Annotated in this window: 18 protein-coding genes; 2 read left to right on the top strand and 16 right to left on the bottom strand. The window is 53.0% G+C overall.

Features of this window, described 5'->3' with window-relative positions:
* Positions 1-24: 24 nt before the first annotated feature.
* The 4 genes from tadA to murQ are packed head-to-tail and all read right to left on the bottom strand — an operon-like array spanning position 25 to position 3,485.
* Complete coding sequence (gene tadA / locus HV261_RS08890) at positions 25-561, bottom strand: tRNA adenosine(34) deaminase TadA (protein ID WP_202038031.1); 537 nt, start codon at positions 559-561, stop codon at positions 25-27.
* A gap of 17 nt (positions 562-578) precedes the next feature.
* Positions 579-1,214, bottom strand: coding sequence for a phosphatidylglycerophosphatase C (yfhb, locus tag HV261_RS08885; protein WP_202038030.1), 636 nt, complete (start codon positions 1,212-1,214; stop codon positions 579-581).
* Between the two features lie 3 nt (positions 1,215-1,217).
* Complete coding sequence (locus HV261_RS08880) at positions 1,218-2,582, bottom strand: PTS transporter subunit EIIC (protein WP_202038029.1); 1,365 nt, start codon at positions 2,580-2,582, stop codon at positions 1,218-1,220.
* 9 nt (positions 2,583-2,591) lie between these two features.
* Positions 2,592-3,485 (bottom strand): N-acetylmuramic acid 6-phosphate etherase, encoded by an 894-nt coding sequence (gene murQ / locus HV261_RS08875; protein WP_202038028.1) that lies wholly within the window; start codon positions 3,483-3,485, stop codon positions 2,592-2,594.
* A gap of 117 nt (positions 3,486-3,602) precedes the next feature.
* Between murQ and HV261_RS08870 the strand changes: the two genes are divergently transcribed.
* Positions 3,603-4,451, top strand: a complete 849-nt coding sequence (locus HV261_RS08870; protein ID WP_202038027.1) for a MurR/RpiR family transcriptional regulator — start codon at positions 3,603-3,605, stop codon at positions 4,449-4,451.
* Between the two features lie 55 nt (positions 4,452-4,506).
* Positions 4,507-4,767, top strand: a complete 261-nt coding sequence (locus HV261_RS08865) for a YfhL family 4Fe-4S dicluster ferredoxin (RefSeq protein WP_137383471.1) — start codon at positions 4,507-4,509, stop codon at positions 4,765-4,767.
* A gap of 63 nt (positions 4,768-4,830) precedes the next feature.
* Here the strand turns inward: HV261_RS08865 and acpS are convergent, their stop codons facing one another.
* From acpS to rseD, 12 genes are all read right to left on the bottom strand, one after another.
* Positions 4,831-5,211, bottom strand: coding sequence for a holo-ACP synthase (gene acpS / locus HV261_RS08860; RefSeq protein WP_005130319.1), 381 nt, complete (start codon positions 5,209-5,211; stop codon positions 4,831-4,833).
* Positions 5,211-5,942: a pyridoxine 5'-phosphate synthase gene (pdxJ, locus tag HV261_RS08855; protein ID WP_137383470.1), complete on the bottom strand. Its 732-nt coding sequence runs from the start codon at positions 5,940-5,942 to the stop codon at positions 5,211-5,213. Before pdxJ ends, acpS begins: the two co-directional genes overlap by 1 nt.
* 16 nt (positions 5,943-5,958) lie before the next feature.
* Positions 5,959-6,669, bottom strand: coding sequence for a DNA repair protein RecO (gene recO, locus HV261_RS08850; RefSeq protein ID WP_137383480.1), 711 nt, complete (start codon positions 6,667-6,669; stop codon positions 5,959-5,961).
* 134 nt (positions 6,670-6,803) lie between these two features.
* On the bottom strand, positions 6,804-7,709 hold the full coding sequence (gene era / locus HV261_RS08845; RefSeq protein WP_202038026.1) for a GTPase Era: 906 nt from the start codon (positions 7,707-7,709) through the stop codon (positions 6,804-6,806).
* The gene (rnc, locus tag HV261_RS08840) at positions 7,706-8,386 is read right to left on the bottom strand and encodes a ribonuclease III (RefSeq protein WP_003037579.1); all 681 of its coding nucleotides are present in this window, start codon (positions 8,384-8,386) and stop codon (positions 7,706-7,708) included. The genes era and rnc overlap by 4 nt, the downstream gene beginning before the upstream one ends.
* Positions 8,387-8,655: 269 nt before the next feature.
* Complete coding sequence (gene lepB / locus HV261_RS08835) at positions 8,656-9,630, bottom strand: signal peptidase I (protein WP_202038025.1); 975 nt, start codon at positions 9,628-9,630, stop codon at positions 8,656-8,658.
* A 15-nt stretch (positions 9,631-9,645) separates the two neighbouring features.
* Positions 9,646-11,445 carry a translation elongation factor 4 gene (gene lepA / locus HV261_RS08830; protein ID WP_202038024.1) on the bottom strand — a complete coding sequence of 600 codons (1,800 nt, stop codon included), beginning with the start codon at positions 11,443-11,445 and terminating at the stop codon, positions 9,646-9,648.
* Between the two features lie 270 nt (positions 11,446-11,715).
* Positions 11,716-12,180, bottom strand: a complete 465-nt coding sequence (gene rseC / locus HV261_RS08825) for a SoxR-reducing system protein RseC (RefSeq protein ID WP_202038023.1) — start codon at positions 12,178-12,180, stop codon at positions 11,716-11,718.
* A complete protein-coding gene (gene rseB / locus HV261_RS08820; RefSeq protein ID WP_048210886.1) occupies positions 12,177-13,133 on the bottom strand; it encodes a sigma-E factor regulatory protein RseB in 957 nt (318 codons plus the stop codon). Before rseB ends, rseC begins: the two co-directional genes overlap by 4 nt.
* Entirely contained in the window at positions 13,133-13,783 is a 651-nt protein-coding gene (gene rseA, locus HV261_RS08815) for an anti-sigma-E factor RseA (protein ID WP_137383467.1), read from the bottom strand. The genes rseB and rseA overlap by 1 nt, the downstream gene beginning before the upstream one ends.
* Positions 13,784-13,814: 31 nt before the next feature.
* Positions 13,815-14,390, bottom strand: a complete 576-nt coding sequence (rpoE, locus tag HV261_RS08810; protein WP_003037573.1) for an RNA polymerase sigma factor RpoE — start codon at positions 14,388-14,390, stop codon at positions 13,815-13,817.
* A complete protein-coding gene (gene rseD, locus HV261_RS08805) occupies positions 14,387-14,551 on the bottom strand; it encodes a rpoE leader peptide RseD (RefSeq protein ID WP_124022090.1) in 165 nt (54 codons plus the stop codon). Before rseD ends, rpoE begins: the two co-directional genes overlap by 4 nt.
* Positions 14,552-14,717 lie beyond the last annotated feature (166 nt).

Below are 14,717 nucleotides of genomic sequence, written 5' to 3'. Positions count from 1 at the left end.
GCCCTCAGGCAATCAGATAGGCATTTACATGTTGGAGGATTTTTTCAGGGCTTTAATTTCCTGGCGACGCATACGGAAAAAATCGCTGAGCAACGTGGCACATTCATCACGTAACACGCCTTCAGTCACGTCAACCCGATGGTTCATGCCAGGGTGATGCAGTACGTCCATTAACGAACCCGCCGCCCCCGTTTTCGCATCGCACGCGCCAAAAACCACCCGACCAATACGGCTGTGCACCATCGCACCGGCACACATCACGCACGGTTCCAGTGTGACATACAACGTCGCATCCAGCAGACGGTAGTTTTGTAGCACCAGACCGCCCTGGCGCAACGCCATGATTTCAGCGTGGGCGGTAGGATCATGATGGCCAATCGGCCGATTCCAGCCTTCGCCAATAACGCGGTTGTTGAGGACCAATACTGCACCCACCGGGACTTCACGCTCATCCCAGGCGCGCTTAGCCAGCGTTAAAGCATGACGCATCCAGTATTCGTGGCTAAATTCAACTTCAGACAAAGGGGTAACTCCAGTAATCAAAGCGGGCGCATTATACACAGACGCTATCGTTTACTCTATTCGAGTTGTTGCAGCTCCCCGCACGGCGTGACGCGCCAGCGATGCTGGCAAAAAGAGAGCAGTGGATTGTCCTGCTTACTGTCGCTGTAACCGCTGTAAAGATGCAACGGCGCGCCAATCTGCTGTTCCAGTTGCGCCACTTTTTCATGTCCCAGACAGCGCAGTGGCAATACCCAGCCCCCGTATCCACGCGCCATTTGACTGGCGATCAAATTGACACGCGGCAGCCACGGCGTATCGAAGTAAACCTGCTCCACCAGCGACTGCGGGGAACCGGTGATCAGCCAGATATCAGCATCGGAGCTTAACAGGTACGTCGTCAGACGCTGCTGCACGACCGGAAATGCCGTCACATGCCCGCGAAACCAGCGCACAAAATCGGCCTGATGTGCCTTCAGGCGCGCTTCACTGCGACCAAAGGTACAGCCCCACAACAGCAGGCTCATGGGCCAGCGGGCGGCGCGCCCTTTAATTAACATTGCCAGCGCAATAATTGGCAACAGGGGCAGCACCAGCAACGCATTTAGCGGTTGGCGACGCAACAGAAAACGTAAGAAACTGCCGAACATATCCTGCTGGTGTAACGTGCCATCCAAATCAAAAAAAACAACGCGACGCTGGTGACTGGTCAAACCTTATTCCTCTGGATCGTTGAACCCCAATAGCCAGGTAAACAGGAACCCGGCAATAACCGCTACCAGATAGCCTAACAGATAGAACATCACTTTTCCGGCAACAATCGTCAGTGCCAGCGGCAATCCCGAGATGCCAAAGGTGATGACCGTCGCCACCTTCCAGTAGCTGATCAGCGCCCCACCGACTGCACCACCGAGACAGGCACCGATGAACGGCTTGCCTAATGGCAATGTCACCCCAAAAATCAGCGGTTCGCCAATACCCAGCAATCCGACCGGCAGCGCGCTTTTAATCACTTTTTTCAGCCGTGCGTTACGGGTTTTCATCAGTACCGCAATAGCCGCACCGATTTGCCCCACTCCGGCCATCGCCAGAATAGGAAAGAGTGCGTTATACCCGTGCGCCTGTACCAGTTCTACATGGATAGGGACCAATCCCTGATGGAGTCCGGTGAGAACCAGTGGCAGAAAGGTACCGGCCAGCACCGCCCCTACCAGGAAGCCACCGCGATCAATAGCCCAGGAAGCGCCATGGGCAATGGATTCGGCTATCCAGCCACCAAGCGGTTGCAGCGCCACAATGGCGATGGTCCCGGTAATAAGGGTGGTCAGCAGTGGATTAAGGATCAGTTCAAGAGACTCCGGCAGCACTTCGCGGAATTTACGCTCAATCCAGCACATTAGCGCCACCACCAGCAGCACCGCGATTACCCCACCGCGTCCCGGCTGCAATGCCTCGCCAAACAAGGTAATTTGCGCCAGTTGCGGGCTGGAGAGAATGCCGGCCATCACGCCCCCCATCGCCAGCGAACCGCCAAATACTTTGGCAGTATTCACCCCGACAAGGATGTTCATAATGGCAAACACGGCACTACCGAAAATACCTAACAGTCCCAACATATTCGGATAGTGGGTCGCAAAGTCCCCCACGATGTCCGGACGTTTGAGGATGTTAATGATGCCGGTAATCAAACCGGAGGCGATAAACGCCGGAATAAGCGGGATAAAAACGTTAGCCAGCTTGCGCAGCGCGTCACTCATCGGCGCTTTGTATTTTGCTTTGGCCTCTGATTTTGTTCGCTCAATATCTCCCACATTGGAACGTTCGCCGCCATCGGCAATCAGGGAACGCATGGCATCGACCACTTTCGCGGCTTTGCCCGGACCAACAATAATCTGGTGCTGCGCCCCCTGCTTCACGTAGCCGCTAACGCCCGGCAGTTGCTTGAGTCGGGAAATATCGAGCTGAGCGTCATCCTGTACTTCCACTCTGACGCGCGTCATACAGTTTTCCAGGCGCAGAATATTTTTCTCTCCGCCCACGCCCAGCAGGATATCGCTGGCAAGCACCGCCGTTTTATCCATATCAACCTCTTAGTGTTCTAACGCCGCGCGTAAAAAACCCTGATGTGCAGCCAGTTTTTCCCGGGCTGCAGTGGCATCGAGGCCCGTGAGAGCCATCAAAATGGCGGGCTTAACATCAAAATCGGTCTGTTTCAGCAGAGCTTGCGCCTGGTCATACGCAATACCGGTGGCTTCCACGACCATGCGACACGCCCGGTCTACCAGCTTAACGTTGGTCGCTTTCATATCCACCATCAGGTTCTGATACACCTTGCCAAACTTCACCATTGCACCGGTAGAAATCATATTGAGCACCAGTTTTTGCGCAGTACCGGACTTCAGTCGCGTTGACCCTGTCAGGGCCTCCGGGCCAACAACCGGTGATATGGCGATGTCCGCTTCACGTGCGATGGGGGAATCCGGATTACAGGAAATCGCCACCGTGGTGCAGCCGACGGAACGGGCATATTGCAAGCCGCCTATCACATACGGTGTACGCCCGGATGCCGCCAGCCCCACCACCAGATCCTGTGCCGTAAGGTTGAGCGCACGCAGATCATCCTCACCCAGCTGCGGGTTATCTTCTGCACCTTCAACGGCCTTCAGCAATGCGCCCGGCCCGCCAGCAATCAGGCCAACAACCCGTCCATGCGGTACGCCAAAAGTCGGTGGGCACTCAGATGCATCCAGTACGCCAAGACGTCCACTGGTCCCCGCCCCCATGTAGATAATCCGTCCCCCTGCTTTTAACGCGTCAGCCGCCGCATCGACCGCAAGCGCAACTTCAGGCAGAGTTGCTTTTACAGCAACGGCTACCAGCGTATCCTGTTGATTAAAACGATGAACCAACTCAAGCGTGGATAACGCATCAAGATCCATGGTCTGAGGATTGCGGCTTTCTGACACTAACGCACCGAGATTCATTTTTTGTTCCTTAGGAATTTTTAATTCATAGTAATCCGTTATAATGGAATATAATATTCACCCAGGCGAGTGAAATTTTGTTTTGTAATCGCCATCACGTTTTCGCCAGGAGACAGCATGAACTGTTTGATTCGCATTCGTCAGCGTTACCCGGACCTCGCGCAAAGCGATAAAAAGCTTGCGGATTACCTCCTCGCACAGCCGGATACTGCGCGTCATCTCAGTTCACAGCAACTCGCTTTTGAAGCGGGCGTCAGCCAGTCCAGCGTCGTGAAGTTCGCACAAAAAATGGGGTTTAAAGGGTTTCCCGCACTGAAACTGGCGATCAGCGAAGCACTGGCCAGTAATCCCAATCCCCATTCTATCCCAGTGCATAATCAGATCCGCGGCGACGACCCTATGCGTCTGGTGGGTGAAAAACTGATTCAGGAAAACGTTGCGGCCATGCACGCCACACTGGATATCAACAGCGAAGAAAAGCTGATGGAAAGCGTTGCCTTGTTACGCTCCGCCCGACGCATTGTCCTGACCGGAATTGGCGCCTCTGGGCTGGTGGCACAGAATTTTGCCTGGAAACTATTGAAAATAGGTTTTAACGCAGTAGTGGAACGCGATATGCACGCCCTGCTGGCAACGGTACAGGCGCTTTCGCCGGGCGATCTCCTGTTGGCGATTTCCTATACCGGGGAACGTCGTGAACTCAACCTGGCTGCGGATGAAACGTTGCGCACCGGTGCCAAAATCCTTGCTATCACCGGGTTTACACCCAATGCCCTGCAACAGCGAGCAAGCCATTGCCTGTATACGATTGCCGAAGAACAAGCGACACGCAGCGCGGCAATTTCATCGACGCACGCGCAGATGATGCTCACGGATTTACTGTTTATGGCGCTAGTTCAGCAAGATTTAGAACATGCTCCGGAACGAATTCGTCACAGTGAAGAGCTGGTAAAAAAACTGGTCTGAGCAAAGAATGCGCGTATAATGCCCGCCCGATTTGTGATGTTTTGAGAGTTTCCTGATGGCCCTGTTAATCACTAAAAAGTGTATCAATTGCGATATGTGCGAACCCGAATGCCCGAATGAGGCGATTTCGATGGGTGAGAGCATCTACGAGATTAACAGCGACAAATGTACGGAATGCGTAGGCCATTACGACACGCCAACCTGTCAGAAAGTGTGTCCGATCCCCAACACAATTTTGAAAGACCCGGCACATAGCGAAACCGAAGAACAGCTGTGGGATAAGTTTGTGTTGATGCATCACGCGGATAAGCTATAACTCACCCTGATTGCCTGCCGGATGGCGGCGTAAGCGCCTTATCCGGCCTACAAAATCCTGACACTAGCTTTCAATAATCACCGTTGCACAGGCGTAATGACGTTCATCGGCCAGCGTCACATGCATATGCGCGACACCCAGTTTTTCCGCCAGTTTTAACGCCTCCCCCCATAACCGCAGACGCGGTTTACCGAGTTCATCGTTAAAGACTTCAAACTGATTAAACGCCAGCCCATTGCGAATGCCCGTCCCGAAGGCTTTTGCTGCGGCCTCTTTTACCGCAAAGCGCTTTGCCAGAAAACGCACCGGTTGCTGATGCGTTTCCCAGATGGCCCATTCGTTGTCACTCAGGACCCGTCTGGCCAGGCGTTCACCGGAGCGGGAGATCACCGCCTCGATTCGCGCAATCTCCACGATATCCGTGCCTAAACCCAGAATCGCCATTAGCCACGCGCTTCCAGCATCAGACGTTTCATTTCCACGACGGCGTCTTTCAGCCCGCTCATCACCGCACGCCCGATAATCGCATGCCCAATATTTAGCTCGTGCATTTCCGGGATCCGCGCAATGGCTTTAACATTATGGTACGTCAAACCGTGACCGGCATTCACCTTCAGGCCCAGACTGGCAGCAAACGTCGCCGCTTTAGCAATACGCGCCAGTTCACTCGCCTGTTCAGCATCGGTTTTCGCATCGGCGTAACAGCCGGTATGAATTTCAATGAACGGAGCGCCCACGTCAGCAGCCGCTTTAATTTGTTCTTCATCCGCATCGATAAACAGCGAAACCAGAATGCCTGCGTCCGCCAGGCGTTTGCAGGCATCGCGCATCTTGTCGCGCTGACCGGCGACGTCCAGACCACCTTCAGTAGTAACTTCCTGACGCTTTTCCGGCACCAGGCAGCAAAAATGCGGCTTCGTCTCTACGGCGATAGCCAGCATCTCTTCGGTTACCGCCATTTCCAGATTCATTCGCGTATCCAGCGTCTGGCGCAGAATACGTACGTCGCGGTCGGTGATATGGCGACGGTCTTCACGCAGGTGCACGGTGATGCCATCCGCGCCAGCCTGTTCAACGATAAACGCTGCCTGAACCGGGTCCGGATATGCGGTACCACGTGCATTACGTAGAGTGGCAATGTGGTCAATGTTGACGCCTAACAGTAATTCAGCCATGACAATCCTCGTTATTTTATTTTCGCTTCGGCAGAAACTGCCGGAATAATTCGCGGCTCTTTAAGGGCTTACCACCAAGATACGGCTTTAAGGCCATACGGGTAAAGCGTTTCGCAGCGCGCAGCGTGTCAGCATCAGGAAATTCACGCGATTCTAGCGCTTTCAGATGGCGTCCGGTAAAGGTGCTGTTATCGATGACAACACTGGCGATAAAGCCTTTTTCTTCCCGATAGCGGTAGGTCATGGTGTCATCTACCGGCTCGCCGCTGCCCGCACAGTGGGTGAAATCCACGCCGTAACCCAGGTGGCCAAGTAAGGCCAGTTCAAAGCGACGCAGTGCCGGCTCTGGCGAACCTGTCGCGCCAGCCAGTGCCTGAATGCAGTTCAGGTAGTCGAAAAAGAGTTCAGAAAAACGAGTTTCATACTCAAGCACGCGCGAGATAAGTTCATTGATGTACAGGCCGCTGTACAACGTGATACCGCTAAGGGGAAGTGCCAGAGATACGGCTTCCGCACTGCGCAAGGTTTTCACCTCACCGCGGCCGCCAAAGCGAAGTAACAACGGGGTAAAAGGCTGGAGTGCGCCTTTCAGGTTGGAACGTTTAGAACGTGCGCCTTTGGCGACAAGGCGCACGCGGCCAGACTCTTCCGTGAAGACATCCAGCACGAGGCTGGTTTCGCTCCAGGGGCGACTATGTAAGACAAAGGCGCGTTGCCATCCTTCCATCATAATACTCGTCGTCTTTCAAGTTGCAGGTGCGTTGGCTGCGCCCGTTCACCCCAGTCACTTACGAGAGTTAGCTCCCGGGGATTCGCGGACTTGCCGCCTTCCTGCACCTCGAAAGCCATAGAGTATTAAAACTACTGGTCGTCGCCGTAACCGAGGCTGCGCAGCGCGCGTTCGTCATCGGCCCAGCCGGATTTCACTTTCACCCACAACTCCAGGTGTACAGGCGCTTCGAACATCTCCTGCATGTCTTTACGGGCTTCAATGCCGATGGTTTTGATTTTGGCGCCTTTATTACCAATCACCATCTTCTTCTGCCCTTCACGCTCAACGAGGATCAAACCGTTGATGTCGTAACCGCCGCGCTCGTTAGAAATAAAACGTTCAATTTCGACGGTTACAGAATAAGGCAGCTCAGCACCCAGGAAACGCATCAGTTTTTCGCGGATGATCTCAGAGGCCATAAAACGCTGGGAGCGATCGGTGATGTAATCTTCCGGGAAGTGATGAATCGCTTCCGGCAGATGTTTACGCACGATGCCCGCGATAGTATCAACATTCAGTCCGGTTTCCGCAGACATCGGGACGATATCGAGGAAATTCATCTGGCTTGCCAGGAACTGCAGGTGCGGCAACAGATCGGCCTTCTCCTGGACGTTATCCACTTTATTGACAGCCAGAATAACCGGGACCTTACCGTCACGCAGCTTGTTGAGCACCATCTCGTCGTCCGGCGTCCAACGCGTGCCTTCCACGACAAAAATGACCAGCTCAACATCACCGATAGAACTGCTTGCCGCTTTGTTCATCAGACGGTTGATGGCACGTTTCTCTTCCATATGCAGACCCGGGGTATCGACATAAATCGCCTGATACGCGCCTTCGGTATGGATACCAACAATACGGTGACGAGTTGTCTGTGCCTTACGTGAGGTAATGGAAATCTTCTGCCCAAGCAGATTATTCAACAGGGTGGATTTGCCGACGTTCGGGCGACCGACGATGGCAATAAATCCGCAGTAAGTTTTATCGACGCTCATTCCAGCTCCAGTTTTTTCAACGCCTGTTCGGCGGCAGCCTGCTCAGCCTTACGACGGCTCGAACCTGTGCCAACCACCGGTTCACTCAGGCCGCTGACCTGGCAGTGGATAGTAAATTCTTGATCGTGCGCTTCGCCACGGACCTGCACCACCAGATAAGACGGCAGCGGCAGGTGGCGACCCTGCAAATACTCCTGCAGGCGCGTTTTCGGATCTTTTTGTTTGTCGCCCGGACTAATTTCGTCCAGACGCGTTTGATACCAGTTCAGGATCAACTGTTCAACCGTCTGAATATCGCTGTCGAGGAAGACGCCACCGATCAACGCTTCGACGGTATCCGCCAGAATTGATTCGCGACGGAAACCACCGCTTTTCAACTCACCCGGCCCCAGGCGTAAACATTCTCCGAGGTCAAATTCACGGGCTAATTCAGCCAGCGTATTTCCACGCACCAGCGTGGCGCGCATGCGGCTCATGTCACCTTCATCCACACGCGGGAAACGGTGATACAGCGCATTCGCAATAACAAAGCTCAAAATAGAGTCGCCTAAAAATTCTAAACGCTCGTTATGTTTGCTGCTGGCACTACGGTGAGTTAATGCCTGCTGCAACAGCTCCTGATGATTAAAAGTGTAGCCCAGCTTCCGTTGAAGCCGATTAATTACGATGGGGTTCATGCGATACCAATAAATGAATGCGTCCACAATTCAGCACACGAAACAGACCTGATATACGCACTTCACTAAGCCGTCTGGCTTCGGCTATATGCATTTGTATACAAACCAACGCTGTTTCGTGTGCCGTGGCAACCTGACGGCGCCAACCTAAAACTTCGGGGGAATATTCTATACACAACGACAAGGGATGTCGTTAGTCTGAGGGAATTAATCCGAGAAATAATTCACGCTGTCGTTATTAAGACAACAGCGTGAACCATTATCAGCAATTAGTGAATGCCACCAATGCGGCTTAAACGAACGCCGGTTGGCCACTCACCTTCTTGTTTGTCGAAACTCATCCAAATTGCGGTCGCTTTACCTACCAGATTCGCTTCCGGTACAAATCCCCAATAACGGCTGTCCGCGCTGTTGTCACGGTTATCACCCATCATGAAGTAATGCCCCGGTGGAACGATCCAGGTGGCTAACTGCTGACCCGGCTGACGGTAATACATCCCCACCTGATCCTGCGCGATTGGCACCATCAGAATGCGGTGTGTTACCTCACCCAGCGTTTCTTTACGCTCGGTCAGGCGAATGCCGTTGTCTTTCGTTTCGTTCAGCGGAACCTCAAAGAAACCGCTGGTCGCTTCCCCGCCGTTACGGCGAGCAAACGTCTGCACAAAATCACTTAGCTGAACATCAGAGTACGTTACCGGCAGCGCGTTTTCACACGCCTGACCAGAACTGCATCCTGGCTGAATAGTGACCTCTTTCGCTACCGGATCGTACGTCACTTTGTCTCCCGGTAAACCGACAGCGCGTTTAATGTAGTCCAGACGCGGATCTTCCGGGTACTTAAATACCACAATGTCACCGCGTTTGGGGTGACCCGTTTCGATCAGCGTTTTCTGATAAATAGGATCTTTAATTCCGTAGGCAAATTTCTCTACCAGAATAAAATCACCAATCAACAGTGTTGGCATCATCGAACCCGACGGGATCTGGAACGGTTCATAAATAAATGAACGCACCACCAGCACAATAGCCAGTACCGGGAAAACGGATGCACCGGTTTCCAGCCAGCCCGGCTTAGGGGCAACTTTTTTCAGCGTTGCTTTATCCAGTGAATCGCCTGCAGCGGCCTGTGCCGCAGCCTGGCGCTCCCGGCGTTTTGGCGCGAAGACAAACTTATCTACGCACCATAAAATGCCCGTCACCAGTGTGGCAATCACCAGAATCAGGGCAAACATGTTCGCCATGCCAACTCCTTAAGATTATTTGCTGTCTTTACCGACATGCAGAATAGCGAGGAAGGCTTCCTGCGGCAGTTCGACGTTACCGATCTGCTTCATTCGCTTTTTACCCTCTTTCTGTTTTTGCAGCAGCTTTTTCTTACGGCTGATATCGCCACCGTAGCACTTAGCCAGAACGTTTTTACGCAGCTGCTTAACCGTTGAACGCGCAATGATGTGCGTGCCAATGGCCGCCTGAATTGCGATATCAAACTGCTGGCGAGGGATCAGATCTTTCATCTTCTCGACCAGTTCACGGCCACGGCTCTGGGAGTTATCGCGGTGGGTAATCAGCGCCAGCGCATCAACGCGTTCGTTGTTGATGAGAACATCAACACGTACCATGTCGGAGGCCTGGAAACGTTTGAAGTTATAATCCAGCGACGCATAGCCACGAGAGGTCGACTTCAGACGATCGAAGAAGTCGAGGACCACTTCCGCCATTGGAATTTCATAGGTCAGCGCCACCTGGTTACCGTGGTAAACCATGTTGGTCTGTACACCACGCTTCTCGATGCACAGCGTAATAACGTTGCCGAGGTATGCCTGCGGCAGCAGCATATGACATTCAGCAATCGGCTCGCGCAGTTCGTAAATGTTATTCAGCGGCGGCAGTTTGGACGGGCTGTCGACATAGATAGTCTCTTTGCCCGTGGTTTCGACTTCGTAAACAACGGTCGGCGCAGTGGTGATCAGGTCCAGATCGTATTCACGCTCCAGACGCTCCTGAATGATCTCCATGTGCAGCAGGCCGAGGAAGCCACAGCGGAAGCCGAAGCCCAGCGCGGTGGAACTTTCCGGTTCGTAGAACAGGGAAGCATCGTTCAGGCTCAGCTTACCAAGCGCATCACGGAAGTTTTCGTAGTCGTCGGAGCTGACCGGGAACAGACCCGCGTATACCTGCGGCTTCACTTTTTTAAAGCCAGGCAGGGGTTTATCTGCCGGGTTACGCGCCAGTGTCAGGGTATCGCCTACCGGTGCGCCGAGGATGTCTTTAATGGCGCAAACTAACCAACCTACCTCGCCACACTTCAGTTCGGTACGGTCAACCTGTTTCGGCGTAAAGATACCCAGGCGGTCTGCGTTGTAGACCTGACCGGTACTCATCACTTTGATTTTGTCGCCTTTACGCATGGTGCCGTTTTTAATTCGCACCAGCGAGACCACACCGAGATAGTTGTCGAACCAGGAATCGATGATAAGCGCCTGTAACGGGCCTTCCGGGTCGCCTTCCGGCGGCGGAATATCACGTACCAGACGTTCAAGAACGTCAGTCACGCCAACACCGGTTTTCGCCGAGCAACGGACAGCGTCAGCCGCATCGATACCGACGATATCTTCAATTTCTTCCGCCACACGCTCTGGATCGGCGGCTGGCAGGTCAATTTTGTTCAGTACCGGCACCACTTCCAGATCCATTTCCATGGCGGTATAGCAGTTAGCCAGTGTTTGCGCTTCAACACCCTGCCCGGCATCAACGACCAGCAGTGCGCCCTCACAGGCGGCAAGCGAGCGAGAAACTTCATAAGAGAAGTCAACGTGGCCCGGGGTGTCGATAAAGTTAAGCTGGTAGGTTTCACCATCAGATGCTTTGAAATCGAGCGTCACGCTCTGCGCTTTGATAGTAATACCGCGCTCACGCTCAAGATCCATCGAGTCGAGAACCTGCGCTTCCATTTCACGGTCAGACAGGCCACCGCAGATCTGGATAATACGGTCAGACAGCGTCGATTTACCGTGGTCGATGTGAGCTATGATTGAAAAGTTACGTATGTTCTTCATATAGTGTAATTATTGTGCCTTACGCCTGCCTGGGCAGGCTCTGAGAAGTCGCTGTTCTGAGCTTAACGTCTGTTTAAGTGAAACGCCGCATTCTACACTACATCGCTGAGGCGAGGAAATGTTCATAGAGCAAGGATAGCGGGAACTGGAAACAACTTTGCAAAGTCAGTGAAACTTTTGCCGGATGGCGGCATAAACGCCTTATCCGGCCTACTTCTGCATCTGAGGACGCTGTAGGCCTGATAAGCGCAGCGCCATCAGGCAAAGATATCACTGCTGGGTTTCGACGCGAATAAGATCGGGCGGGAGAGCAACGTTGAGAATAACCGGTTGCCAGGCTTCGCGCTCAGCAAGCTTACGGGAATATCCTCGCGCAATCAGGAATCCCCCCACGCCGCCCAGTATCGCCCCGCTGAGTGCGGCGATATCGCTGCCAAACAGCACCTGAAACAGCGCAGCAAAAATAAAGAGTCCCGCCAGCGGAGACATATACACCAGCATCGCCGAGCCTAACAGGCTCCCTTCGGCAATACCCAGTTCAACTTTCTGCCCTGGCGTCAGCGGTTCATCGCTGGGTACCACAATAGTATGCGTTGTTTGCGGCCCCAGTTTGTTCAGCACACGACTGCCGCATCCAGCCCGCGACGCGCAGCTGCTACACGATGCTTTAACATCGCAGCTGACCGTCGCCAGACCATTTTGCCAGGAAACAACCGTTGCCCATTCTTTAATCATTGCGCGGCCCTGAACTTAATATTGTCCGCAATACGCTTTGCCGTTTGCGGCGGGAGCTCGCCCACAATGGTGATTTCGGCGTTATCCCGCACGGTAGTACTGACCGTTCGACGTCCGGTACGCAGCAGCTGATCGGCGCTGTTTTGCGACGCGCGGTTCACGTTCACAGAAAAACTGAACAGGCCATCAGAATACAGGCGCGATTCAATCGGCATGTTATCCATTGTCGGCAGTGGACGTCGGCTGCTGGAGACCTCACTGAACCCTTGTGGTAGCCACGATGGACTCCAGTTGAAGTTCGTTTTCTCCCCGGCAGGAACTGACAATAACGGCGGAAGGTTTGCTTTCGCCAGCGTCTGCATGCTGTCGCTAACCCCGTTATTGACGGTAAAGGCGATTACGCGGAATTGCTCAAGCGTTTCGCCATCCCGATCGAGGAGATCGACACGCATGGGCAGCTTGGTTTCGGTGTCCATCCAGACGATGTAGCTGTAACGCGTACCGTCACGCGCTACCACGCGGATAACTTCACAGAGTCGGTCTGCAATACGCGTGCGGCCTACCGCGATAAAATCATAGTAGGGAGCAAGGCGTTTGAAATCGGTGTAAATCAGGGATGGCAGAGAATCAACGATATAGTCACCATTCAGCGTGAACGGTTCGAGTCCTGGCTCAAAGTAACTGATTTCGTTGCCACGTTGCACCACTTCCCGGCGCGGTCCATCCATTTGCAACAACTGTGCAAGAGGGCGGTTGTCCTGGCGGGCATGGCGATAACGTAGGGATTCAACGCCCTGCTTATTGATGCTGACAAATGACAGCTCATAGGTGAGCGACTGGCTGGCCAGATTCATCTGCTGCAACAACGCCCCGGACGCAGGATTGGCCGAGGCGTTTACAGAGAAGAACAGGCTACCAGCCACAAGTGACATGGCAAACCAAAGTTGCTTCATTACTGCGATTGCGTTCCTAAAGTTTGAATTCCTGGCACCTGGACAGCGGCTTGCTGTGTTTGCGCCTGCTCAAACTGAAGCTGTTCGGAGTGCAGTCGACGTTGCAGTTCGTAATCCTGCAACATGGCATTAATACGACGACGCTGCTCCTGTACCTGCTGTTGCTGACCGCCGCTGGCAGTCGCGTCAGAAGGTACACCCAGGCTCACCGGACTGGCTTTACCCATCATCGGTAATGTATTGAATACCGGCGTTTCGGGCTGCTGGGACGTTTCAGATTGTCCATTATAGTGCTGGACGCCAACAATAACTGCAAGTGATACACACGCGGCCACACCCATTTGGGTAAGCTGCGCGGCCCACGGACGCATTTTCTTCCAGAATGGCATTTTCTGCCACTGATGCGGTGCTGGCTGGGCCTCAGGGATCAATGGCGCCGCCTGACGTACTGGCTCATCTGCGATGGCAGCCATTACGCGGTCGGAAATATCGAAATGGAGAACGTCGGCGGTATCACCTCGCATGGAATCGCGGATCAGGTGATAACTCTCCCAGGTTTTTTGCATTTCCGGGTCATGAGCCAACTCTTTGAGTAACTCAGTGTCCAGCGTTTCGCCATCCATTAAAGCGGAAAGTTTTTCTTTCTGCATGCCTAATACCTTTTCCAGTATCCCGCTATCGTCAACGCCTGATAAGCGGTTGAACTTTATTATCAATAGCTTCCCTCGCTCGGAAGATACGTGAACGCACCGTACCCACCGGACAATCCATGATAGCGGCTATCTCTTCATAGCTCAGGCCATCCAGCTCCCGCAAGGTTATTGCCATGCGTAAATCTTCCGGGAGGGACTCAATAGTTCGGAAAACTATCTGTCTCAGTTCTTCTGACAACATTAAGTTCTCAGGGTTCGAAATTTCTTTCAGTGCGCCGCCACTTTCGTAATTTTCTGCTTCTATCGCATCTATATCACTGGAAGGTGGACGACGCCCCTGAGCGACCAGGTAATTCTTCGCTGTATTGACTGCAATACGATACAGCCAGGTATAAAAAGCACTATCTCCCCGGAACGAGTCCAGCGCACGATAGGCCTTGATAAATGCTTCTTGTACAACATCGGGAACATCGCCCGAAGGTACATAGCGGGAAACCAGACTCGCCACTTTATGCTGGTAGCGAACCACCAGTAAGTTAAAGGCTTTCTGATCTCCCTTCTGGACCCGTTCAACCAGGACCTGGTCCGTTAACTGCTCGCTCATCCGAGGTAAAGTCTCCCCAAACCAAATTTCCACGCGCTTTCGAAACGCCACTCCATAAGCTTCACTATGAGCAAGCAAAAGCTTAGAGTGCTCAAGTTTCGTAAAGTTCCGTTACGCATTTGTTTTTGTTTGTCATGTTGTAGACAGGTCTTATCTCTCATTATAAGTCTACATAACCCGATCAACGCACTATCTGTATAGAAATGCCCATTTCACCGCTTGCAGAGTAACCCAACGGCCACTTTATTTCACCTCATAATCTGATGCTAACGGCCTGCTTCACAAAATATTTTTGCTCTTTCACTCATCCACATACCCTTCCTTTGT

Origin of the sequence: Citrobacter sp. RHBSTW-00671 (assembly GCF_014103415.1) — a bacterium.
Lineage (GTDB): Bacteria > Pseudomonadota > Gammaproteobacteria > Enterobacterales > Enterobacteriaceae > Citrobacter.
Note: the sequence above shows the minus strand (reverse complement) of the source record. Positions and strands in the feature narration are given on the sequence as shown.

What these genes read in the sequence shown, in the direction of transcription:
- HV261_RS08880 (WP_202038029.1), bottom strand. Translation starts at nt 2,582, where the DNA reads ATGGATAAAACGGCGGTGCTTGCCAGCGATATCCTGCTGGGCGTGGGC.
- murQ (WP_202038028.1), bottom strand. Translation starts at nt 3,485, where the DNA reads ATGAATCTCGGTGCGTTAGTGTCAGAAAGCCGCAATCCTCAGACCATG.
- HV261_RS08870 (WP_202038027.1), top strand. Translation starts at nt 3,603, where the DNA reads ATGAACTGTTTGATTCGCATTCGTCAGCGTTACCCGGACCTCGCGCAA.
- HV261_RS08865 (WP_137383471.1), top strand. Translation starts at nt 4,507, where the DNA reads ATGGCCCTGTTAATCACTAAAAAGTGTATCAATTGCGATATGTGCGAA.
- acpS (WP_005130319.1), bottom strand. Translation starts at nt 5,211, where the DNA reads ATGGCGATTCTGGGTTTAGGCACGGATATCGTGGAGATTGCGCGAATC.
- pdxJ (WP_137383470.1), bottom strand. Translation starts at nt 5,942, where the DNA reads ATGGCTGAATTACTGTTAGGCGTCAACATTGACCACATTGCCACTCTA.
- recO (WP_137383480.1), bottom strand. Translation starts at nt 6,669, where the DNA reads ATGGAAGGATGGCAACGCGCCTTTGTCTTACATAGTCGCCCCTGGAGC.
- era (WP_202038026.1), bottom strand. Translation starts at nt 7,709, where the DNA reads ATGAGCGTCGATAAAACTTACTGCGGATTTATTGCCATCGTCGGTCGC.
- rnc (WP_003037579.1), bottom strand. Translation starts at nt 8,386, where the DNA reads ATGAACCCCATCGTAATTAATCGGCTTCAACGGAAGCTGGGCTACACT.
- lepB (WP_202038025.1), bottom strand. Translation starts at nt 9,630, where the DNA reads ATGGCGAACATGTTTGCCCTGATTCTGGTGATTGCCACACTGGTGACG.
- lepA (WP_202038024.1), bottom strand. Translation starts at nt 11,445, where the DNA reads ATGAAGAACATACGTAACTTTTCAATCATAGCTCACATCGACCACGGT.
- rseC (WP_202038023.1), bottom strand. Translation starts at nt 12,180, where the DNA reads ATGATTAAAGAATGGGCAACGGTTGTTTCCTGGCAAAATGGTCTGGCG.
- rseB (WP_048210886.1), bottom strand. Translation starts at nt 13,133, where the DNA reads ATGAAGCAACTTTGGTTTGCCATGTCACTTGTGGCTGGTAGCCTGTTC.
- rseA (WP_137383467.1), bottom strand. Translation starts at nt 13,783, where the DNA reads ATGCAGAAAGAAAAACTTTCCGCTTTAATGGATGGCGAAACGCTGGAC.
- rpoE (WP_003037573.1), bottom strand. Translation starts at nt 14,390, where the DNA reads ATGAGCGAGCAGTTAACGGACCAGGTCCTGGTTGAACGGGTCCAGAAG.
- rseD (WP_124022090.1), bottom strand. Translation starts at nt 14,551, where the DNA reads ATGAGAGATAAGACCTGTCTACAACATGACAAACAAAAACAAATGCGT.